13 protein-coding genes are annotated in these 23,363 nt (G+C 37.2%); 3 read left to right on the plus strand and 10 right to left on the minus strand.

All coding sequences use genetic code 11. The annotated features are described in order from the left end of the window. Nucleotides 1-21: 21 nt before the first annotated feature. Entirely contained in the window at nt 22-1,257 is a 1,236-nt protein-coding gene (gene lysA, locus ACFSQS_RS00615; protein ID WP_388012487.1) for a diaminopimelate decarboxylase, read from the minus strand. 209 nt (nt 1,258-1,466) lie between these two features. Between lysA and sucC the strand changes: the two genes are divergently transcribed. After that, nucleotides 1,467-2,657, plus strand: coding sequence for an ADP-forming succinate--CoA ligase subunit beta (sucC, locus tag ACFSQS_RS00620; protein ID WP_388012490.1), 1,191 nt, complete (start codon nt 1,467-1,469; stop codon nt 2,655-2,657). Between the two features lie 35 nt (nt 2,658-2,692). Here the strand turns inward: sucC and ACFSQS_RS00625 are convergent, their stop codons facing one another. Next, nucleotides 2,693-3,046: a DUF1456 family protein gene (locus ACFSQS_RS00625; protein WP_388012493.1), complete on the minus strand. Its 354-nt coding sequence runs from the start codon at nt 3,044-3,046 to the stop codon at nt 2,693-2,695. 374 nt (nt 3,047-3,420) lie between these two features. Here ACFSQS_RS00625 and ACFSQS_RS00630 point away from each other — a divergent pair, with 374 nt between their 5' ends. Further along, nucleotides 3,421-3,834, plus strand: coding sequence for a TerB family tellurite resistance protein (locus ACFSQS_RS00630; RefSeq protein WP_388012496.1), 414 nt, complete (start codon nt 3,421-3,423; stop codon nt 3,832-3,834). A gap of 69 nt (nt 3,835-3,903) precedes the next feature. Here the strand turns inward: ACFSQS_RS00630 and uvrB are convergent, their stop codons facing one another. From uvrB to ACFSQS_RS00665, 7 genes are all read right to left on the minus strand, one after another. Next, on the minus strand, nt 3,904-5,907 hold the full coding sequence (uvrB, locus tag ACFSQS_RS00635) for an excinuclease ABC subunit UvrB (RefSeq protein ID WP_388012499.1): 2,004 nt from the start codon (nt 5,905-5,907) through the stop codon (nt 3,904-3,906). An 87-nt stretch (nt 5,908-5,994) separates the two neighbouring features. Beyond that, the gene (locus tag ACFSQS_RS00640) at nt 5,995-9,579 is read right to left on the minus strand and encodes a T9SS type B sorting domain-containing protein (RefSeq protein WP_388012502.1); all 3,585 of its coding nucleotides are present in this window, start codon (nt 9,577-9,579) and stop codon (nt 5,995-5,997) included. 71 nt (nt 9,580-9,650) lie between these two features. Then, a complete protein-coding gene (locus tag ACFSQS_RS00645; RefSeq protein WP_388012505.1) occupies nt 9,651-11,975 on the minus strand; it encodes a T9SS type B sorting domain-containing protein in 2,325 nt (774 codons plus the stop codon). Nucleotides 11,976-12,018: 43 nt separating this feature from the next. Continuing rightward, complete coding sequence (locus ACFSQS_RS00650; RefSeq protein WP_388012508.1) at nt 12,019-16,896, minus strand: T9SS type B sorting domain-containing protein; 4,878 nt, start codon at nt 16,894-16,896, stop codon at nt 12,019-12,021. A 137-nt stretch (nt 16,897-17,033) separates the two neighbouring features. Further along, on the minus strand, nt 17,034-19,742 hold the full coding sequence (locus tag ACFSQS_RS00655; protein ID WP_388012511.1) for a T9SS type B sorting domain-containing protein: 2,709 nt from the start codon (nt 19,740-19,742) through the stop codon (nt 17,034-17,036). Between the two features lie 29 nt (nt 19,743-19,771). Beyond that, the gene (locus ACFSQS_RS00660; RefSeq protein WP_388012514.1) at nt 19,772-20,596 is read right to left on the minus strand and encodes an ABC transporter permease; all 825 of its coding nucleotides are present in this window, start codon (nt 20,594-20,596) and stop codon (nt 19,772-19,774) included. Between the two features lie 71 nt (nt 20,597-20,667). Continuing rightward, the gene (locus ACFSQS_RS00665; RefSeq protein ID WP_388012517.1) at nt 20,668-21,561 is read right to left on the minus strand and encodes an ABC transporter ATP-binding protein; all 894 of its coding nucleotides are present in this window, start codon (nt 21,559-21,561) and stop codon (nt 20,668-20,670) included. 196 nt (nt 21,562-21,757) lie between these two features. Between ACFSQS_RS00665 and ACFSQS_RS00670 the strand changes: the two genes are divergently transcribed. Beyond that, on the plus strand, nt 21,758-22,834 hold the full coding sequence (locus ACFSQS_RS00670; RefSeq protein WP_388012520.1) for a hypothetical protein: 1,077 nt from the start codon (nt 21,758-21,760) through the stop codon (nt 22,832-22,834). On the opposite strand, the gene ACFSQS_RS00675 is transcribed toward ACFSQS_RS00670, so the two are convergent. Further along, entirely contained in the window at nt 22,831-23,343 is a 513-nt protein-coding gene (locus ACFSQS_RS00675) for an IS1096 element passenger TnpR family protein (protein WP_388012523.1), read from the minus strand. The genes ACFSQS_RS00670 and ACFSQS_RS00675 overlap by 4 nt on opposite strands. Nucleotides 23,344-23,363: the final 20 nt, after the last annotated feature.

A 23,363-nucleotide genomic window follows, 5' to 3' on the forward strand; every position in this document is an offset into this window, starting at 1 on the left:
AATTAGGTGTTTTTTAAAGTATTATTTAACCATTTGCTTTGGTTTTTCAGCTGAAAAATCAACCTCAATTTGGTTTCTTAATAAATCATCAAAAGTTTCTCTTTTTCTTATTAAACTCGCTTTGTTATTGTGCCACAATACTTCTGCTGGTCTGTAGCGCGAGTTATAGTTGCTCGCCATAGAAAAACAATAGGCGCCCGCATTTTTAAAGCATAAAACATCACCTTCCCTAATTTCGTTAATACGCCTGTTGTTGCCAAAGGTGTCTGTTTCGCAAATATAGCCTACAACGGTATAAAAACGCTCGCGCCCATTAGGGTTAGAGATGTTAGCAATATCATGGTGCGATCCATAAAACATAGGTCGAATTAAATGATTAAAACCCGAATTAACTTGGGCGAAAACCGTCGAGGTTGTTTGTTTTACTGCATTAACCGTGGTTAAAAACCTGCCCGATTCGCTCACTAAAAACTTTCCGGGTTCAAAGGCTAGGGTTAGTTCTTTACCATAATCTTTACAAAACTGATTGAATTTTAACGATAGTTTTTCGCCTAATTCTTCAATATTGGTTTCAATGTCGCCAGCTTTATACGGTACTTTAAACCCAGAACCAAAATCTATAAAATCTAGGTTTTTAAATTGTTTTGCGGTTTCAAAAAGAATTTCACTGGCATATAAAAACACGTCAATATCCAAAATATCGCTGCCCGTGTGCATGTGAATGCCGTTAATGGTCATTTTAGTGTTTTCTACGATGCGCAATAAATGCGGAATTTGATGAATTGAAATACCAAATTTAGAATCGATATGGCCCACAGAAATATTACTGTTTCCGCCTGCCATAACATGCGGGTTAATACGAATACAAACCGGAACATTGGGGTGTTTTGTACCAAATTGCTCTAAAATTGCAAGATTGTCTATGTTTATTTGAACGCCTAATTTGGCAGCTTCTTCAATTTCTGATAGCGAAACGCCATTTGGTGTAAAAATAATTTCTTCGGGTAAAAAACCTGCCGCTAAACCCAATTGTACTTCTTCAATAGAAACCGTATCTATACCAGCTCCCAAGCTTTTAAATAATTTTAATATGGAAATGTTGGAGAGTGCTTTTACCGCGTAGTTCAATTTTAACGTCTTAACACCTTTAAAAGCTTTGGTTAAACAGTTATATTGTGCTGTTATTTTTTCAGCATCATATACATAAACAGGACTTCCGAATTCTTTGGCAATGTTTAGCAACTGGGTATTGGTCATAAGTATAGCGTTTAAAGCATTATTTTTTTTCAAAGATATTTTATTATTTTCAAATTAAAATTATTACGCGCAAAATTAATCAAATTACACAAAATGTTAATTATTTAACACTCTTGGTTTGCCACTTTAATTTTTTCATTCTTAATAAAATATTAGTGTAATTAATTGCTATTATTTACATTTGTGCATCTTAAACCAGTAAGCAAGTTATGAATTTACACGAATATCAAGGGAAAGAAATATTAAGCACTTTTGGGGTGCGCATTCAACGCGGTATAGTTGCCCATAATGCACAAGAAGCCGTTGCCGCTGCAAAGCAATTAACCCAAGAAACCGGTACAAGCTGGCACGTTATTAAAGCGCAGGTTCATGCTGGAGGACGTGGTAAAGGCGGTGGTGTAAAACTTGCTAAAAACTTACAAGAGGTAGAAACCATTGCCGGCCAGATTATTGGCATGGATTTGGTAACGCCGCAAACTTCTGCCAAAGGCAAACGTGTACATCAGGTTTTAATAGCCGAAGATGTGTATTATCCCGGAGAAAGCGAAACCAACGAGTTTTACATGTCGGTTTTGTTAAACCGCGGTACAGGTAGGAATATGATTATGTATTCTACCGAAGGCGGTATGGATATTGAAACCGTTGCCGAAGAAACACCACATTTAATATTTACCGAAGAAATTGATCCCTCTGTTGGGTTAATGCCATTTCAAGCAAGACGCATTGCTTTTAATTTAGGATTGTCTGGGTTGGCCTTTAAGGAAATGACCAAGTTTGTTACCAACCTTTATACGGCTTATGTAAAATCGGACTCTTCTTTATTTGAAATCAATCCCGTTTTAAAAACAAGCGATAATTTAATAATGGCCGTAGATGCCAAAGTTACCATTGACGACAATGCGCTTTACAGACATAAAAACTATGTAGATTTACGAGACATACGCGAGGAAAGTGCCATTGAGGTCGAAGCTGGAGAACTTGGTTTAAATTATGTAGATTTAGATGGAAACGTAGGTTGTATGGTAAACGGTGCAGGACTTGCCATGGCTACAATGGATTTAATAAAACAAGCCGGCGGCGAACCAGCAAACTTTTTAGATGTTGGCGGTACAGCCGATGCTGCTCGTGTTGAAGCTGCGTTTAAAATTATACTAAAAGATCCAGCCGTAAAAGCTATTTTAATAAATATTTTTGGAGGAATTGTGCGTTGCGATCGTGTAGCGCAAGGCGTTATAGATGCTTATAAAAACATGGGTAATATAAACGTACCCATTATTGTACGTTTACAAGGTACAAACGCAGATATCGCAAAAGATTTGATTGATAATTCTGGTTTAGACGTTTTGAGCGCTACCGAATTCCAAGAAGCTGCAGACAAAGTGCAGGAAGTTTTAAGTTAATACCTAATTTCTTATATAATTAATAAGAGCAACTTTTACGAGTTGCTCTTTTTGTTTGTGCTAGAATGTAATAAACTTTTCTTTTTTAAAGGTTTTTTAGGTGTCGCTTTCGCGGAAGCTTCGCCCTGTTTAGTTCCAGACTTAGAATTTGGAATTTTATCTTTTTTATTTGGCATGGGCCCGCGTAAATGAATCACTAAACCGTTTAAAAAATTTCTAAGGATTTGGTCGCCACATTCCATATATTTTGGGTGGTCTTCTTTTCTAAAAAAAGCCCCAAGTTCGCTTTTAGAGATCCTAAAATCTACCAGACTTAAAATCTTTACTATATCGTCATCTCTTAATTTTAGGGCAACACGTAGTTTTTTAAAAATATCGTTGTTGGTCATAGTTTATTAATTATCAATTTTTTAAATGCTGCATTTTGTCGATTTTGTTTCTTTGAAAGCACTAAACTAGCGTTTTCATTCAATTTATAAAGGTACTTTAAATAAAAATTTCAGTATTAAAAAATCAATATAAAAACAATCCAATTAAATAATTGAAAATGAGATACTTGCGTTATTTGTGTTATTCGGTTTGTAATTTTTGCCTTTCTGTGTGTTACATGAAAAATCGGATAAAAAAAATGGTTTAATGATGAAACAATTAAAATCTTCGATTAATAACACCCTGTTTTTCGATAAGTTACATTATATCTACGATTATTTAAGGGGCCTTCTGTGTATCTTTATGTTATTAATTAATTTAATCCCTTTGAGATATGGCTAACAGAGTAGAAAAATTAAGTCTTTTATCTGAAATGATAGCTTTTGCTAAATACGATAAAGACATAAAAAACATAGAATACAACTTTCTGCTGGGTGTTGCAAAACAGCTTGAAATATCTCGAGAAGATTTTGAGTATTTAATTGAAAACCCAGTTAATTATACGCACTTAAAATCGCATAGCGAGCGCATAGTGCAGTTTCACAGATTGGTTTTGTTAATGAATATTGAGCAGGAATACGGCGAAGAAAATAATTCAGCGGGTGTTGTAAAGCTTTATAATTTTGGACTTAGAATGGGATTGAGCCACGAATCGATAACCAAGGTTTTGTATTTAATGGAAAGTTTTCCAAATAAAATTGTTCCACCAGACGTATTAATAGACATTTTTAAAACACAGTACAATTAAAATTTTATCTATTGAGTTTAATTTACTTGTGTAGTGAAAGCCCTTTTGGGTTATGGAAAAGCTAAAAGTTTATACTTTTAGCTTTTCCAGTTTATTTTGGTAATTTTTAATTTCGTCTCGTAGTTTGGCAGCCACAATAAAATCTAGTGCTCTTGCTGCTTCTTCCATAAGCTTGCGTTTTTCCTTAATTTTCTTTTCCAGCTCTGTTTTGTTTAGATATTCGCTTTCTGGTTCGGCAGCTTTTGCAGCTTCAAGCTCGTAACTGTAAGTGCTTACCGAATTTTTGGTTAAAGCATTATCTAAACTTTTATTTAATGCTTTTGGTACTAAATTATGTTTGGTATTGTAGGCAATCTGTTTTTCGCGTCTGTACTCGGTTTCATCAATTGTTTTTTGCATGCTTTTGGTAATTTTATCGGCATACATAATGGCCTTTCCGTTTAAGTTTCTAGCGGCTCTTCCAACGGTTTGGGTAAGCGAACGGGCAGAACGCAAAAAGCCTTCTTTATCGGCGTCTAAAATAGCAACGAGCGATACTTCGGGTAAATCCAATCCTTCACGAAGCAGGTTTACGCCAACTAAAACATCAAATAAACCTTTGCGCAAATCTTGCATTATTTCAACGCGTTCAAGTGTATCTACATCACTATGGATATAGCGGCAACGTATTTGAATTCTATCTAAATATTTGGTGAGTTCTTCGGCCATACGTTTGGTTAGTGTGGTTACCAAAGTACGTTCGTCTTTTTCAACTCGTTGCTGGATTTCTTCAATTAAATCGTCTATCTGATTTAAACTTGGGCGCACTTCAATAATAGGATCCAACAAACCCGTGGGGCGAATTACCTGTTCCACATAAATACCATCGGATTTTTGCAATTCATAATCGGCTGGTGTGGCACTAACATAAATAACTTGATTCTGTAAAGCTTCAAATTCCTCAAACTTTAAAGGTCTGTTATCCATGGCCGCGGGCAATCTAAAACCATATTCCACAAGGTTTTCCTTTCGGCTTCTATCGCCGCCATACATGGCGTGCACTTGCGAAATGGTAACGTGGCTTTCATCAACAACCATTAAATAATCTTCTGGGAAATAATCCAGTAAACAGAATGGTCGGGTTCCGGGTTGTCTGCCATCTAAATACCGCGAATAGTTTTCAATGCCCGAGCAATAGCCCAATTCGCGTATCATTTCTAAATCGAATTCGGTGCGCTCCTTTAATCGTTTGGCTTCTAAATGTTTGCCGATTTCCTTAAAATAGTCGTGCTGTTTTAGCAAGTCGTCTTGAATGTTTTTTATGGCGCCTTGTAAAATTTCGGGCGATGTTACAAACATATTTGCCGGATATATGGTAAGAATATCATATTTTTCGATAACCTCATTGGTTTGAATATTAAAGGATTCAATGTCTTCAATTTCATCACCGAAAAAATGGATTCTAAAAGCATCATCGGCGTAACTGGGGAAAATATCAACCGTATCGCCTTTTATCCTGAAATTGCCGTGATTGAAATCGCCCTCGGTACGCGAGTATAAACTTTGTACCAGTTGGTGCAGCAGTTTGGTACGCGAAATAACCTGGTCGCGTTTAAGGGTAATAACGTTTTTTTGAAACTCCACCGGGTTTCCGATACCGTATAAACAGGATACTGAAGCCACCACAATAACGTCTCGCCTGCCCGATAGTAGCGAAGAGGTTGTGCTTAAACGCATTTTTTCGATTTCCTCGTTAATCGATAAGTCTTTTTCTATATAAACGCCAGAAACGGGAATGTAGGCTTCGGGTTGATAGTAATCGTAATACGATACAAAATACTCTACGGCATTGTCTGGAAAAAACTGTTTAAACTCAGAATATAATTGGGCGGCGAGGGTTTTGTTATGTGCCAAAACCAAGGTTGGGCGTTGTGCCTCTTTAATTACATTGGCAACGGTAAAGGTTTTTCCGGAACCTGTTACGCCCAATAAGGTTTGGTGCTTTTCATTTGTGTCAATGCCATTAACCAACTGCTTTATGGCTTGTGGTTGATCGCCAGTGGGCTTGAATTCTGAATTTATTTTGAATTGCATATTCCTTTAAGTGCCTAAAGTATTTAAAGTGTCTAAATTACTTAAAGTTGATGAGTTTTTAGAACTTATAATTTGAAAAATCTTAGTTTATCGTTTTAAAGTAAAATGCCCCATAAACTGTCTGCCATCTTCAAGAAAGGCTTTAAACCAATAATCGTTGGTGTTTAATATTTTGCCATTAAATGTGCCATCCCAACCCTTTGATCGGGCAGATAGTTGTTTGATTAATTTCCCATATCTATCATATATAAAAATGCTGCTATTGGGTTGGAATGTGCTATTAACGCCCTTTATGTTCCAAAGATCATTTATGCCGTCTCCGTTAGGTGTAAAAAACTTGGCATGCCCAATAACAGATATGGGCAGTGTTGCAACGCCACAAATTTGGTCTTTAACGTAGATGGTATAAAACCCAGGTTTAACATTGTTAAATACGGGGTTATCTTGATATACTATAAAAGGGGAACCTTCTTCTCTTAACCCATATTCGTAATCTCCCATTCCTAAATTAGTGGTATTAATAGTAACAGAATTGTTTTCAGAAATATCAACAATGCTAACATCGTCTTGTGTAATGGTGGCTAATTCTGATGCATCGACAACTATTTCTCTGGTTCTGGAACATCCCGTGCCATTGGTTTTGGATAATGTAATGGCATAGGTGCCTGGTTTTGATACTGTAATTTCTTCATCATTTGAAATGAACTGATCTGTGGTTGTTCCGTCTATACTGCTCCAAGTCCATGTATAATGTAAAGTTTCAGTAACATTAGCCTTAAAAGCATTTAAAACTATATTAAAGCTTGGGTCTGAAGAACAAATAATTCTTGGGCTGAATACTGAAAATTCGGGTAATGGATTCACAATAAGCGCTATACTTATTGAAGCGATACAAGTAGTATTTATAGGGTTTACCACATTTACGATAATGTTCTGGCTTTGCGAAATAAGCGGATTGGGTAATGTTGTGCTATTGGTTATGGAGGCACCATTTTCATCAATATAATCGAAAAAAATATCCATACCCGATTGAGTTCCTAATACTGTGTTTTTAAAAGCAGAAGTATCAAAAGGAAAATATCCGTCATCATCAATATCACCGGCATCGCCATCGCACACTATTTGAGGCGGTATGGGGTTTGCAACAGGTTGAGCGTCCACTATAAACTCGATGGTTGTTTCTTCAAAACATGGGCCATTTGGATCTGCGGTTGCATTATTGGTTACCCGCGCCGTAATGGTTTGACTTGCTGTTAAAAATGGGTTGGGTAACGGACTTGGTAATGGCATATTGTTTTCATCAAAATAAGTAACCGTTACATTGGCAAGAGACTGCCCATTGAGTAAATTGGTTTCTATTTGCGAGGTGTTAAACGGATAGTTAACTGCGGTATCTGTAGTGTCGAAATCACATTGCCTTGAAATGGTTACCGGGTTTGCAATGGGTAATGCTTCAACGTTTAATAGGCTGGTAAAAGCTTTTAAACCCAGGCAATTGTTGCCCAAGTTACTTTTTACACGAACCCAAATATCTTGCGCATTAGGGCTATTTGTGTTTTTATGATTGTAAATATCTGCAATTTCATTGGTTTCTAATTCGGCATCGAGTTCACTTTCAAAAAAATGAACAGTAACGTTTAACGTTGAAAAAATAGTGTTGGCAATATAATCTCTTATACCAGATATATCGAAGGTAGAAACCCCATCTCTAGCATCAATACCATCATCACATTGGTAAATTGGTGTTGGATTATATAAGTCTAAAGCTGCGCTTGAAGGGTTTACTTCTAAAATTAACGGAACAACCCTAAAACAGCCATTAGTGTTTTGTACTCTTACCCAAACCGTTTCTTGCGTAAAACCAAGCGCATCTTGATAATTAGAAGGGTTTACAATAGCATTTGTAGCGTTTTCTGCTTGAATTTGATTTTCGTAATATGAAAAAGATAGCCCTTCGGTTAAATAATTAGGGTTTATTTCTTGTTTGATGCTGTCGAGGGATAGATTGAAAAATGCTTGTCCGTCGTTTGAGGCATCATCACATTGCGCATAAATACCAGGGTTGTTTGCTGTGGGTAAGCTAAACACTTCAATATTAAAAGCAGTGTCTGTATAACAGTTTGGGTTTAAGTTATTGGTAATTCGTACATATATGGTTTGTGTACCCGTAGCAGTATTAACATAAGCATTGGGTGCTGTAATAAGTGCAGTATAAGCTGCATCGGTAAAATATGTAATTGTAAAATCTGTTGGCGGTTGCCCGTTTAAAAGTTCTGTTTCTTTTTGCGTTAAATCGAATAAAACAAAACCATCTGTATCGGTTCCAACAGAGCTGTTGTCGCAAGCGCTAAGTGGGCTAATAGAACTGTTGGTAACCGTTGGGTAAACTTCTAAATTAAAACTTGAAGTAGAGGCGCAAGTATTACCCAATAGCACATTGTTGTTTTCTACGCGTGCATAAATGGTAGCATTTCCACTCTGATACGGACTCGACAGCGGGTTGGTTCCAGTATCGGCATCGTTTTGGGTGCTATGGTAGGTTATTGTAACGCCGCCATCTGCATTTATAAAATTATTTTGGGAGCTTAAATCGAATAGTGCTGTACCGGCATTATTGCTATCACACAATTGCATGTTAGGTGCTATGTTGGCATAAGTTTTATTATAAGTTAAGACTTCTGATAAAAAATGACATTTGGAGTTAAGTAAATTGGCCAAATTGTGCGCAAATTTAAGCCTTATTAAATGTGTCGAGTTTGAGTTTGCAGGTAAAATATGGTTTAAAACGCTAGAGGTTTCATTTGGGATATCAACCCATACACCTGGAGTTGTAGATTCCTGCCATTGCATGGCAAAACTAGTTGGAACATTGGCCGATAAACTAATTAAATTATTAGATGTATCTGTAATGCAAAAAGAATTATTGTTTGCAAGGTTACTTGTTAATTGGTCTATACTATCAATTACTGGGCCGCATGGTTTTATTTGTATGTCATCAATAGCTAAATCGTTTCCGTCTAAGCCTGCAACATTATTTTTTAACATAAAATAGACGTTCTCTGTTCCTGTTGGCACAGAGAACACCAGGCTTCTGCGGTGCCACCTGTTAGTGCCTACGCCTTCAATTGGACCTGTGTCTGTTTCAACAATACTGCCAATGTTTTGGTCGTTACTATCGGTAAAACCAATTATTAATTTAATATTAGGGTCTATAAAATAATCTGGAGCGTTTGTTTTTGCAAACCAAGCAGAAAGTTCATATTCTATATCATCGCACAAGCCATCAATTTTTTGTGCATAAAACACATTTAGGTCTTCTTTGGCATCGCAATAGTATAAATATCCATTGGTGTTGCCGGTGTGGTCTGGAAAGTCATCATTCCAATCTGCACCGTTGGGAGCGGCATCTTTAGGAGATTTCATAATGCCATATTGGTCTTGGCCAACGCTACCCGTACCAACGTAAGTGTAAAGGTCTGCAGGCCTAAAATTGGGATGCACGTTATTGGGGTCTTGATTTAACGAGGGACCCAATCTGTTAGTGCCAGACCCAAAATCTTCGGTAAAAACAGCATTGCCAAAAGTGCAATTGGCTTGCGCCACAACAAGATTGCAAGCACAAGTAAACAGTATAAGCAAAACTGTTGCAGCAGTATGTAACTTAATTTTCATTTTTTTCATAAAATAGCAGTAGCAATCAAATATAGTTTTAATTTTTTTAAAAAACATAACCGGATAAAGGGTTAGCGCTTTAAGGTAAAATGTCCACGGTATTCTTTTCCATTGGATAAAACGACTTTGTACCAATAATCGTCATTGGGCAGTTTAAAGCCATTAATAGTACCATCCCAACCTGCCTTTAATGGACTGATGTTTTTTAGTAATTTTCCGTAACGGTTAAATATGGTTATTGTAATATCAGAATTAAACTGCGCGTTTACCCCTAGAGGTTTCCAAGTGTCGTTAATACCATCGTTGTTAGGGGTAAAATATTTTGGGAAACCTAAAACAGATATTGTTCGAGATACAGTTCCACAACCATTTTTATCAAGTACATAAACCGTACGGAAACCCGCATTAACATTGGTAAATATATTATTGTCGTTATATATTTGGTTGTCTAAGGCAAATTGGTAATCGCCTTGGCCAGAAACATTTATAGTAATAGAATTTTTTGTTGAGGTTTCTTCAATAATAACATCTGTTATGGTTGCTGCATTTGAAGGAACTACTGTAATATTACGTGTTGCAGAACAACCGTTTTGATGGGTTGCAATTACAGAATACGACCCAATTTCATTTATATCAATTATTGGAGAAGCAGCACTTATAAGTTGATTGTTAAAAAACCATTGATACGAGTAATTATTTGGGTTGTCGTTTAAAATACCTGCAAATAATTGAATGGTGTCCGGAAAAGTATTGAGGCAGTAAATTTGAGACTCGTTTGGCAGTAGTTGAGGTGTAAAAACCACATTTAAATTTATCCTGCTTGTTGCATAGCAGTTTCCGTTGTTTTCAACTTTTACAAATAAGGTTTCTGAATATGGAGTTGAGTTGGTATAATTTCCGTTTAAAGCGTTAGAGTCATTATATGCATCTTGTTCGGTTGTATAAAAACTTATCGTCGCTCCGTTAGGTACCAGCGGTTCTACATGCGATATAAGATCGTTGATATTGAATGTTGAAAAGCCATCAGCTACATTGTCATCACAAATATAAAAATCCGGAAGATTTAATACATTGTTCGAAATGTCTAAGGTTATTTCGGCAACCGAGAAGCACCTGAACATATTTTCTGCACGAGCATAAACTACCTGTTGCGGAATGGAGTTTTGAAATGTGGTTGGATTAGGTATCTGGTTTATATCTTGTTGAGCTTCTAGATCTGTTAAATAGAAATTTTGAACCGATAGCGATGCATTACCATTGGTTATGTTTTGAGTGGCATCAAATAAATTAAAAGTGGTTAAGCCATCTTGATTAATGTCGCATTCAATTATATTGGTGTTTTGTACCATGGGGTTTTGTGCGTATTCAATAAGTATTTCACCATATGAAAAACAGCTGTTATTAAGTGCAACCTCAACATTGTATTTTCCAGCTTGCATCACATCAAAAGTACTGTTGTTGCTTCCCAGTTGTTCTACATCATTAAAAAACCACCTATAAGATGTTGCACCTGTTTGAGAGGCGTTAAGTTGTAAGGTTTCGTTTTCGCATAGTGCGCTATTTGTTGCTAATAATCTATTTGGGCCCAAATCTGTTCGTAATTGGAAACTGCCCGCTTCAAGAAAAACAGCAGAATCATATCTAAAATTTTGCTCGTCTGCAATTACCAATTTTACATGATAGGTTGCTCCGGGTACAACGCTTGCTGTGGCTGTTAACACTGCGGTTTGCCCGTTAAAATTTATTGGTGCGCTGGCCGTGTTCCAACTGCCAAAATAACTTTCGTTTTGGGCGGCGCAGCCATTTGGGATGTTGGGATGCACCGTAGTTACTTTTACGGGTGTTTGGGTATCGGGCACTAAGGCGATGTTTGTATAATTTTGATTGGACGTTTCGCGGATTAAAAAACCAAACACGTCCGAGAATTGGCAAGTGTTTGGGTTACCTTGTTGGTATTCTTCTGAGGCAAAAAGGTACCTGAAACTAATTAGATTTGCTACCGCTGTAAATTCAAATTCTATAATTGTGGCATTGTGGGTATTGCTTTCATTTAAAATATTTTCTAAATCGTTATCTCCAAACCAATTTACGGCGTCGTCATCGCTTAAAGTGGTATTTGGCCCTTCTACATTGCTTAAACGGCCGGTAGTTAAAACAATACCGCTCTGAAAAGGAAAGGTTGTGCCCGTGGCATCAAAATAACCATAGCTTTGGTCTGTGCCCCCAAAATTTCCGCCAACCACGTTGGTTACTGTAACATTGGTAATGCAATTGCTGTTAATTAAAATATCTTCAATAAGTTGTTGAGGGGTATAGGTTTGGCTATCTACTTGTAGGTTTTGGGCAACTAAATTTATGCTGGTTAGCATGTAGAATGCGAGTAAAATGTATTTCATTAAAGTTAAATAAAAAGGCTTTAAAGTAATTTAAAATTATATGTTAACGCTTTAAAGCAAAATGCCCCCTAATATCAAAAGCTTCGTTGTTTTGAATAATTTTAGCTACAAACCAGTAATCGTCCGATGGCATATTTTGCCCGTTAAAAGTGCCATCCCAACCTAAAGAAGTATGCGGAAGCGTTTTTAGCAGCTTGCCATGTCTGTTATAAATATAAACTACGGTTCCCGGTATTTCTTGCACGCCCACAATATGCCAGGTGTCAAAAACGCCATCGTTATTTGGGGTTACAAATTTGGGGATATCTATAACCACAACCTCGGTGCTTACATCTTTGCAGCCGTTTAAATCGCGAATAGTTATGGTATGCAATCCAAAGGTTACATTGTTAAAAACATTTGATGTTTGTGGTTCGCCATCATCTAAAATAAATACATAATCGCCAATGCCGCTAACATTTACGGTAATGCTGTTAGGATCTGCAAAATCAACTTTTGTTGTAAAATCTATGGTAGCATCTTCAGATTCTATAACCGTGAAATTTTTGGTGTACGAACAGTTGGGGCCTATAACATAAGGTGTTGTAACAGTTACCCAATAATCGCCAATGTCTGTAACTTCATCTAAAAGGATTTCTGTTGCAGTTTCTCCGGTTGACCATAGATAAGTGTCGTTTGGGTTTCCGGTATCTGCACTAATAATTAGTGGTAGGTCGTTTATACAAAGAGGCACTAAATCTCCGATGGGAATTATAGGCAACGGATTTATTCGAGTGGCAAATTGCGATACGCCAAAACATCCTGTGTTATTATTTTGAATGCGAGCAAATATAATTTCACCATCAAAAGCGGTGTGTAAATTTGGTAATGCATTGCTTGCTGTTTCTGCTTCTGTTACATCGCTATAATACGTTACCGTGTGTATTGAAGCGTTTTGCGAACCTATGATGGCATTGGAGTTTGCCGATAAATCAAATTCAAAAAAACCATCAAAATCATCGTCGCATGCTATTAAATCTGGTGCGTTGTTTGCAATTGGGTTTGCATTAATTTGTAAGTTAAAAGGTACTGTAATTGGGCAATTAACCAACGGATCGTTAACCCTTGCGTAAATAACATGATTGCTTGCTGTATAGTTAAAAATGTTAGCTGTTGGGTTTATGTTGTTATCGGCATCGTTTTGGGAGTTGTGATACGATATGGTTACAACACTTGGGTCGTTAACAATTAGAGCATCAACGGTTGATAGGTTGAAAGTGTCTGTGCCATTATCGCAAATTTCAATGGTGCCAATGGCATTTGTTGGCGGTGGCGCAATTACAACCAATTCTAACGGAATTACACTAAAACACCCCGTTAAGGTATTGGCCACTTTAATATATACTGTTTTGCTATCAGAAATATAATTTGTTGGATCAGCAATTTCGTTGCTATTATCTAAACCATCATTTTGGTTAATATCTGAGAAATTTTCGAAGTAATTGGTAATGAGGTTGTTTTGCAATCTGTCATTAATTTGAAAATCGGCATTTTCTAAATTAAAGCTTACAAAACCATCATAATCTGTATCGCAACTTTCAAAAGGGTTTGCTTGGGTTAAATCTGGCGATGCTATTATATTAATACCTAATTCTTCAACTACATAACAGAATGATGCGCTGCTTTCTATTCTTACATAAAGCGTTTGCGGATTTGAAACATTGGTGTATTGTAATGGTTGCGGGTTTAAATTATCTTCGGCATCTTGTCGGTTTAAATGAAAGCTAACGTTAAGATTATCGGGTGAGCCTTGGGATATTTCGGTAATTTTTTCGTTTAAATCAAAAACGTGTATTTGGTCGTTGGAAATATCATCGCAAATTAAATACGGATTGAATGCATTGTAAATGGGGTCTGAAGATACTTGCAAGTCAAACGATGATGTTGCAGAACAGGTCGCATCGGTAGTGTTTTCAACACGAACATAAATGGTTTGTGGCGAGCTTGTGTTTTGGTAAACGGTATTTTTATCGATGGGAATGCTAAAAGCGGCATCTTCAAAATAAAAGACTTCTTTTCCGGTTTGGCCGTTTAAAATTTCGGCATCTTTATCAACCATTAAAAAATCTGCTACAAAAGTGCCATCGTCTTTACATATTTGAAATGGGTTTAAATCTGGAATAATAGGTATTGTGTTTATATTAACATCTAGCGTTACAATATTGAAACAACTTAGGCTATCGTCGTTTTCTACACGTATGTAAATGGTTTGCGTATTGGCGTTGTAATTGGTTGTATCTGTAATTGGGTTTACGTTATTATCGGCATCATCAAACGAGGTAAAAAAAGCAATGTTAAGTCCTGTGGTATTGGTAACCGTTTCCGGAATTTTATCTTCCAGATTGATAATTGAAAATCCGTCTTGGTCGTTATCGCAAATTGTTATAGGGTTTGGCGAGGTCGCAGCAGGTGCCACATAAATTTCAATATCAAAAGGGTTTATGGTGCTACATCCCGAACTAATATTTTCAATGCGTGCATATATGGTTTCCACTTGGGTTGTATTGGTGTAGAATGGTGGTAGTTGATTGGTGTTGTTTTCAGCATCTGTGTTGGTGGGGTAGTATCGCACATCAAAATCTGTATTTCCGTTGGTTACAATATCGTCTAGCGATGCCAAATCTATGCTAACAATTCCGTCATCGTCTGTATCGCAATAGGGTATTGGTATTGTTGGATTAAAAACAATAACGGGGTTTACCAGTAAGGTAATTTCAGAAAAATCTGAGCAACCACTTGCGGTGTCGTCAATTTTTATGTAAAGTGTAGTGGGGCTTGTGGCCGGATAAGGTATGCTGCTATCCAAGGGGTTTGCGTTGGAGTCCCTATCTGTTTCGGTTTCGTAAAAAGTAACGGCAATATTGGGGAGTTCGTTAGCAATAAAGAGTTCTAGCGTGTTAAGATTAAAATCTAGGGCGTCGTTTATGTTGTCGTTATCGTCGCACAGTGCGAAATCTCCCGTATCTGTACCAGTTAGCAATAAATTGGTATGTACTTCTAGGGGCACAATAGATGCGCAGCCCGTAACATCATCTACAACTCTTACGTAAAGGGTTGCGTTACCGGGTTCAAACAGTGCGTTTTGGTATTGGTAATTGGTTTCGTTGGCAATTGGGTTGTTTCCAGTTTGGGCATCGGGTATGGTTTCATGAAATGTAAATGTTACCCCGGTCAAGCCCATTAAAATATCGTTAATAACTTGTGTTAAATCAAAATTAGCATTACCATCTTTATCTGTATCGCAGGCATCCAGATATTGCGTATTTCTGTTAACTATGGGGCTGGTGGTTATGTTAATTGTTAAATTAGAGGTGCTTACACAACCGGTTTGCGTGTTAATTGCCCTAACATAAACCATTTCAACAGGTGTGTTTGTATTTACATAAGGGGTGGGAATTGGGTTTGCACCGGTATCTGCATCAATAGTGCTGTAATGGTAGCTTACCACCAAATTACTGTTGCCTCCTGTAATTTCGTTGTCTTTTTGGGTTAAATCGATTACGGTGTAACCATCGGGTGTGGTATCGCTATCGCATACCTCTAGATCTGTTGGTGCAGTAATATTTGGTAAAGGGTTTACAACCAAGTTAAACGTTGTAAAACCAAAGCAACCAGAGTTTGTATCTTGAATACGAACATAAATGGTTTGGGAAAAAGGTGTTGTATTTGTGAAATTCCCAGATACAGGATTTGCGTTGTTTCTGGCATCTGCATCAGAGAGGTGATAAGAGAAGTCGTAATTTGCAAAAGGGATGTTGTTTATTATCTCGGTGTTTTTAGAACTGAGGTCGAATGTCTCAAAGCCATCGCCGCTTGCATCATCGCATAAAGCATAATCTGTAACAGGGTTTATGGGTTCTTCGGTGTTTAAAACCACAACTGCTTCATCTGTTTCAACACAAGCATTGCCATTTAAATCTACTGTAACTTCAACTCTATATGTACCATCTTGGGTGGCACTTATTGTTGGCAGTGTTGTGGCAAGTGGAGAATTATCTAAAAACCAAGCATAAGTAGCTTGAGGGTTTTGTATATCGGCATCTAGTGTTACCGAAGGCGCACAGGTTGATACATCCTCTCCCAAATCTAAAATTTTAAAACTATTGCCTTCAATAAAAACAGCCGAATCAAAATCACCATCTGTTTGGTCGGCAATAACCAATTTAATATGGTATTGCACATAAGGCGTTATGGTAGTAGTTGCAGTTAAAACGGTTGTTCTGCCGTTATAATTGGTGTCTCCAACATTATAGCCATCAAAATATTGATCGTTTTGAGCAGCGCAAACACCAAAAATCTCATCATGTATGGTATTTGTGTTAACAGGTGTTGATGTGCCAGGAACTACCGCAATATTTTGATACGGCAGCGGGCTACCGGTTTCTTTTATTAAAAAGGCAAAACCATCGGAAAGCTGACAAGGGTTAATACCGAAATATTCTTCTGAAGCCAATAAGTAATTAAATTGAAGCTGACTCGATATGGATACAATATCAAACTCAATCGATGTGGCATTTAACGTGTTGGTTATGCCCAAAGCGGTTTCTAAATCGGGGTCGGTGCCCCAAATGGTAGAACCTTCGCTTAATGTGGGCGTTGTAACCCCGTTACCGCCAGATGTAGCATTGCCCGTAGAAAGCATGATGCCATTTTGAAACGGAAAATTAGAACTCCCACGATCAAACTGAGCATAGCTTGAAAAACCACTGGCACTACCGTTAACAGATGATGTAATATTGGTAATTTCTACACAACTGTTTTGCACAAGGTTGTCCTGGATAAGTTGTTGTAATCCAACGGAATCGTCAACTAAAATTTGTTGAGCGTAGGCGTAACTGCTACCAAGTAAAAGTAGTCCTAGTAAATAGTTAGCAAATTTCATAGCAGTAGGTTTCTTTTAATTTGGAAAACTCAATTAAAATATAAATTGAATATATTGGGAAAAATAGACTTTTTTCAGATGAAGCGCAAAATATATCCGATAAAATACGATTTTAATTGGTTTTTATGATTCTTAAATTAATATTTTAAGGTAAAATGGTTTTTTAAAACCCTTCCGTCTTGCAGGGTAACGGCAAACCAATAATCGTCTGCGGGCAGTTTCTGGCCATTAAAGATTCCGTCCCAACCTTTTCCCAGCGGATCCAACTGCTTTACCAGTTTCCCGAACCTGTTGTAAATAAGGATATTGGTATTGGGCTGGAACATGCTTGAAATGCCTTGGACCTGCCAGGTATCGTTGTCGCCATCGTTATTTGGTGTAAAAAACCTGGGGAACCCGATAACCGACACTAGGTCTTGCACGGTGCCGCAGTTGTTTTTAATGTCGCGGACGCTCAGGGTGTAAATGCCCGGTGAAACGTTTTCGAACGTATTGCTTTCCTGATAGGGTGCGTACACCGCGTTGTTCTCGTCTAGCAATCTGAACTCATAAACTCCTTCGCCAGAAACCAAAACGGTAATGGTATTGTTTTGTGTGGCATCGACCACTTCAATGGTTTCAAAGGTTGCAATGTTCGAGGGTTCTACGGTAATGGTGCGTTGTTTGGTGCAGCCATTGGCATTGGTAACCGTAACGTTGTAAGTGCCCGCTTGATTTACATTGATTTGATAGGTGCTTTCCCCGGTGGACCAACTGTAGGTATAGTTTGAAGGCGCATGGTTTATAACAGCGGCGTCCAAAGCGATGGTGTCCGGGAAAAAGTTGAGGCAATAATACGCCAAAGCTTCGGTTTCAATATCCGGCAGCTCGTTTACGGTCAGGGCCACTTCGCTTATGCCGTAGCAGTTGTTGGCATTTTCAACCCGTGCATAAATAATTTGCGAATATGGGTTTGTGTTTGTAAATGAGGTTCCTAAATTGTTTGTTTCAAGCAGAGCATCATCATAAGTTTGGTAATAGGCAATGGTTAAGCCGGCAGGTAGCCCGCTTACAATAGCGCTATCGGCGTTGCTTAAATTGAAATTGTAGAAACCATCTTCTGTTCCGTCGTCATCGCAAACAATAAGTTGTGTATCGCCTGAATCTGTAACGCTCACATTCAGTGTTAGTTCTGAAGGTGAGGAGCAGCGCGTTGCATCGTTTACAACTTCGGCATAAATGGTTTGCGGATTGCTTGTGTTGGTAAAGGCGTTGCCGTCAACTTCATTGGTTCTGGCGGCATCGGTATAGAACCTGGTTGAAAGGCCGGCTACGTTGTTGGTTAGAGCTGCATTGGCTTGGTTGAGGTTGAACAGCGTAAGGCCATCGGCGGTACCGTCCTCGTCGCACTGCAACAGGGTGTGGTTGAAGGCTTCGGGGTTAGCATTAAAAACAACAAAAGCCTCACCTTCAATGGCACAGTCGCCGTTGTTGGGATCGATATACACTTCGTAATGCCCATTTTGGGTAACTACTAAATCATGATCATTTTCAGATAAAGGGTTTCCATCACGGGTCCAACTATAGGTAGCACCAGTTATTTGGTCGGCGGTTAAAGTGTACGTATCATTGACACAAAGCGCAAGGTTTGTGGAATTCCTGCCATTTTTAATAATGTCTATTTTTTCATTAAAAAAAGAAGCTATAAAAGGAGGCAATCCTTGTGAGGAATTGTTTGGTGAAAGACTAATGGTATTGTGGCTATAGTTCGCACTAAAACCAATACCGTTGGGGTTATTAATTACCCCAAGATAAGGTAAGCCATCATTGTAAGTGGCGCTTAAAGCTCTGTAAATTTTACCGTTTGGCCCAAGTTGCAAACCGCCTCTGTACAATTCACGGTCATCTAAAACAACAACGGAGGATTGAATATTTGTTGCTAAAAGATTGTATTGGAGCAATGATGATGTGTGGTTTGATGGGATGTTATTGTTGGCCGGCGTTTCAAAATCGAAAAAATTGTTATACGAATGCACATAGAGCAATTGACTGTTTGGTGAAAATTCCACACCATAACTGGCATAATTTTCAAAAGACAAATCAAGTTCCAATTGATTACTTACAATACCTGTAGCGGTGTCGAAATCATATAAATACAAACCGTCCCTAACATTGGCACATGCCACTTTTTCGCCATCAGGCGAGAGCTTTAAATAGCCTCGTGCATCTGAAATAAAAAGGTTAAATGTTGACTTGACCGATGTTGTGTTAACGCCTAAATTGTTAACCTCAAAAGCGTGAAAAGTGTTGAAAATATCGGCATCGCCATTTTCTGATGCTAGGGTAAGCACCCAAATGGATTTTGTAATACAATCCTTTAAAACTGCTGTAATTTTTTCAGAACATTTCCGAAGTAAATTTCTGTTTTTTGTAGTAATAGCACCTAGACCGCCATCTAAAGTCATATCGACTTGCGAATAGTTTAAACCGAAATCATTCCCATCAAGACCATTATCAACTGTGAAAATGTAGTAAATATTCTCATCGTCTGGTTTGGGCACAATAATGGCAGATTGCGTACTAGAAGAATCGCCAAATAAGTTTGAGCCATTCTGCATCAAATTATGATTTCTGTTCCATACGGTTGTGCCATCTGTATAAAATAGTAACTCACCAGAACTGTCTGATATGGACGCGCAGCCTTCGTTTGTAAATAATTGTCCATCACTTACTGGGGTCACAGAATTGTTGACTTGGTTAAATTTTATGCCACCACCAAAACCAAAATACCAATTGGCGGCTTCACTTTGGGCAAAACCATTTATACTTATTAAATAACCTATTAATAGAAATGCGAATTTTTTCATCTTTTCAGTAGCAAATGCTACCAAAGATATTATAAATCTCGCTTTTTTAATAATCTGTACGATAAAAAGATAAATAGAGCAGTCCAAGCTGTTACTATGGCAAATTCGTGCCCATGCACCGCATAGTCGTAAGCCAATTCACCTTTGTCTGGAAATTTAGTCATGGCTATACGTTGGAATGGTTGATCGATTAATTTGTACATAGCTTTTAACGGAAAGAAATTTTGGATCTTTTCAGCGCTATTGGCATCAAATTTCCAGGCTATTAATCCAAACAAAATCCATTCTAAAATATATAAGATAAATAAAAAAGCTAATGCGAAAGCTGAACGTTTTACAAGCATTCCTAAAAATAAGCACAAACTAAAAAAGCCAACAAGTTTTAAAAAATATGCAGCTATAAATTCGGTTTCCCTTAAAATAATGGAAGCTTCGGTATAACTTGAATAGTATAAGCCTATACATAAAGAAATTAAAGCAATAAGTACCGTAGATACTAACGAAAAGAAAACAATGGTGTAGAATTTAGAGAGAATAAATTCTTTTTTGCTTAACCCGTCAATTAAGTTTTGCTTTATGGTTTTGTTGCTGTACTCGTTACCAATCATGCTTACAACCACAATGGCAAAAAAGAATTTGAATTGCGATGCGAAAAATGTGGTTAAATGCCAGATAATGGGGAAGTTGAAAATGCCCAATTCACCCAATTCCAGTGTAAAAAAACCAAAAACATTAATCCTTAATGAGGATAATAAAATAACAAAAAACGGCAAAATAAACGAAACAAAAATGAGTATTTTGCTGGTTCTGTTAAGGAGTAGTTTTTGTAGTTCTAAATTTAAAAGACGTAACATATAGTTCGTGTGTTTTTTGTTCCGAAACAATACCGATAGCTATCGGGACAGCGTAAATTGGTATTGTTTTATCAATGGTCTGTTAATTGTAAAAACTGCTCTTCTAAACTCTCTTTACGCTGTACTAAATGGGTAAGTACAATACCGTTTTTAAAAAGGTATTTGTTAAAATCTTCAGATGGCATCGGTTCGTTTAAAAAAGCAGTTATTAAACCGTCTTTATCTTTAATCGATTTAAAAGAGGGGTTGTTTTCTAAAAGCGCAATCAAATCTTTTGGGGTATTGCATTTCAATTCAAAAAAACCATGACTGGAAATCATTTCGTCCACACGACCCGAATATAATTTTACGCCTTTGCGCAGCACCACTACATGCGAGCATACTTTCTCAACTTCATCCAACAAATGCGATGCCAATAAAATGGTGGTGCCTTTGGTTGCAATTTGCTTAATGATTTCGCGTATTTGGTGAATGCCTTGTGGATCCAATCCGTTTGTGGGTTCGTCTAAAATTAAAATTTCCGGATCGTTTAATAGTGCCGAAGCAATGGCCAAACGTTGTTTCATACCTAAAGAATAGGTTTTAAACTTGCTGTCTTTGCGTTCCAGCAAGCCAACAATTTCAAGCTTTTCTTCAATTTTACCATAATCTACACCTTTAATTTTACAGACCAGTTTTAAATTTTGTGTCGCTGTCATGTAGGGGTAAAAGTTGGGCCGCTCAATTATGGCGCCTACTTTTTTTAGCGCATCGTGCGTGGTTGTTTGTCCGTCAAACCATTTAAAATTACCCTGTGTTTTGTTAACCACATTTAAAACAATGCCCAAAGTGGTAGATTTTCCGCTTCCGTTTGGCCCTAAAATACCATAAACGTTGCCTTTGTTTATGGTAAACGATAAATCTTTTACTGCGGTTAAATAGCCAAATTTTTTGGTAAGATTGTTAATTGTAAGTATGGGTTCCAAGATGTGTGATTTTTTATGCCGAAATAATACCCCTGAATTTATTTTCAGGAACATCAACAATTTTGGTTGTTAAAGTAAGACGATGTTCGGCTTATTTTGTTACAAGAATATTAATAAAAGCTTTTAATTAAAAATTTTAAATGAGTTGAGTAAAAGAATTTTAGATTATTTCTTTAATTTGAATAACTTTACATTTATGCAAGATTTAAAAATTTCAAAACGAAAACCTTCTTTTCCTGTTACAAATAAACTAGATGATTATTTGGATAGGTACGATAGAAATACAACGATTCCTATTTTCTACGATGATTTGTTGCGTTTTCAAGGGTCGATTGTGGTTTACGATAAAGAGGATAATGATACGCTTTGGATTAGGGTGTATTACAACGAATTTGAACGTGAAGAAATAGATTCATCTCTTAAAAAAGTATATACCATATTACATTCTGATGGAAACGAAAGCATTCTCCCTTTTTTAAATGTTGATGCCATAGATTTTTGCACCTTCGGCAACTCGAAACCTTTCCGAGTAAAAATAAGGAATATTTTAAATGACAACTATACCCATTTCTATATAAAAACCACCGATGCTTCGCGTATTTACGGTTTAGAGTTAGAGCACATGTTATCGCCTTATAATTTAAATTTTTTGGTCTCTAAAAACACGCTTATTGAAGAGCATATTACCGGAATACCCGGAGACGAGTTTATAAAAAACATGCTGCCACAGTGCACAAAATCTGAAAAAGCCCAAATTGCCAAAGAGTTTGTTAAGTTTAACGAACGTTGCATGATTAGGCTTTTGGGCGATATGCGATCTTATAACTATGTTATTGTGCCCATACATGATTTTGATCATGTGGTTTACAGGATAAGGGCTATAGATTTCGACCAGCAGTCGTACGAGGGCAAGTTTAATATTTACAGGCCGCAATTTTTTAAGGAGAACTTAAAAATGGTTGAACTGGTTTCTGAAACCATACAGAAATTATCCATAGATCAATACAAAACCGAAGAGCGTTCTATTTTGGTTAAACGTTTAAAAAGTTTTAATGTACGCATTGGCGAATTGATAGATTGTATGGAAAGCGACACGATTTCCAATCAAGAAAACATAAGTTTGTTAAAGAAAACCATTTTTGAATATACCCAAGATGTAAATTTTAAGCGCAGTAAGAATATGGGTGAAATACTAAAGTACGCCTTAGCTTTTTTAACTCGTAATTACGACAATGTTAAGCTGGAGAGTTTAAAGAAAAGGAATATGTATTAATTCCAGTTTTCATCAAAATCCAGATTGTTGTAATCGTCAATATCCAATTCGTCTTCAAACTCGTTAAAATCGTCGTTGGGGTCTACCTCAAATAATTTTTCTGGAGCGTTTTCAGGCACTTGCCCTTGTACGAACATAAGGTTTGGGTAATCATTGCCTTCGGTTTCTTCAACAATTTCGGCAAGTTCTACATAAAAAGTCCACATGCTTAAAAAATCGTAAACGTAAATCAGTTTAGTTTGTGCTTCGTGCACCACACTATCCAAAGACGTTTCGTTCATTAAACGCGCAGAGTTATTTTCGCTTAAATCGAACAGCGAAATTTCTTCACCTTGATCCCAATGATCGTTACTTAAGTAAAACGATGCCATCTCAGAGCCATCGAAACCAAAAGATTGTGTGATGATGTTGTGCAAATCTTCAAGCGTATCGGTTTCACGGATTTCTAAATCGCGAAAAACATCATCTTCGGTATCATTATCAAGTATAACTCTAAATCTGTAAATCATTCTGAAAAAATTATTGGTGC

Origin of the sequence: Gelatiniphilus marinus, from assembly GCF_042684345.1 — a bacterium.
In the GTDB taxonomy this organism is placed as follows: Bacteria; Bacteroidota; Bacteroidia; order Flavobacteriales; family Flavobacteriaceae; genus Gelatiniphilus; species Gelatiniphilus marinus.

Excerpts from the sequence above, each read along its gene's own strand:
- ACFSQS_RS00640 (WP_388012502.1), bottom strand. The coding sequence starts at position 9,579 with ATGAAAATTAAGTTACATACTGCTGCAACAGTTTTGCTTATACTGTTT.
- ACFSQS_RS00650 (WP_388012508.1), bottom strand. The coding sequence starts at position 16,896 with ATGAAATTTGCTAACTATTTACTAGGACTACTTTTACTTGGTAGCAGT.
- ACFSQS_RS00670 (WP_388012520.1), top strand. The coding sequence starts at position 21,758 with ATGCAAGATTTAAAAATTTCAAAACGAAAACCTTCTTTTCCTGTTACA.
- sucC (WP_388012490.1), top strand. The coding sequence starts at position 1,467 with ATGAATTTACACGAATATCAAGGGAAAGAAATATTAAGCACTTTTGGG.
- ACFSQS_RS00675 (WP_388012523.1), bottom strand. The coding sequence starts at position 23,343 with ATGATTTACAGATTTAGAGTTATACTTGATAATGATACCGAAGATGAT.
- ACFSQS_RS00655 (WP_388012511.1), bottom strand. The coding sequence starts at position 19,742 with ATGAAAAAATTCGCATTTCTATTAATAGGTTATTTAATAAGTATAAAT.
- ACFSQS_RS00625 (WP_388012493.1), bottom strand. The coding sequence starts at position 3,046 with ATGACCAACAACGATATTTTTAAAAAACTACGTGTTGCCCTAAAATTA.
- lysA (WP_388012487.1), bottom strand. The coding sequence starts at position 1,257 with ATGACCAATACCCAGTTGCTAAACATTGCCAAAGAATTCGGAAGTCCT.
- ACFSQS_RS00645 (WP_388012505.1), bottom strand. The coding sequence starts at position 11,975 with ATGAAATACATTTTACTCGCATTCTACATGCTAACCAGCATAAATTTA.
- ACFSQS_RS00660 (WP_388012514.1), bottom strand. The coding sequence starts at position 20,596 with ATGTTACGTCTTTTAAATTTAGAACTACAAAAACTACTCCTTAACAGA.
- uvrB (WP_388012499.1), bottom strand. The coding sequence starts at position 5,907 with ATGCAATTCAAAATAAATTCAGAATTCAAGCCCACTGGCGATCAACCA.
- ACFSQS_RS00630 (WP_388012496.1), top strand. The coding sequence starts at position 3,421 with ATGGCTAACAGAGTAGAAAAATTAAGTCTTTTATCTGAAATGATAGCT.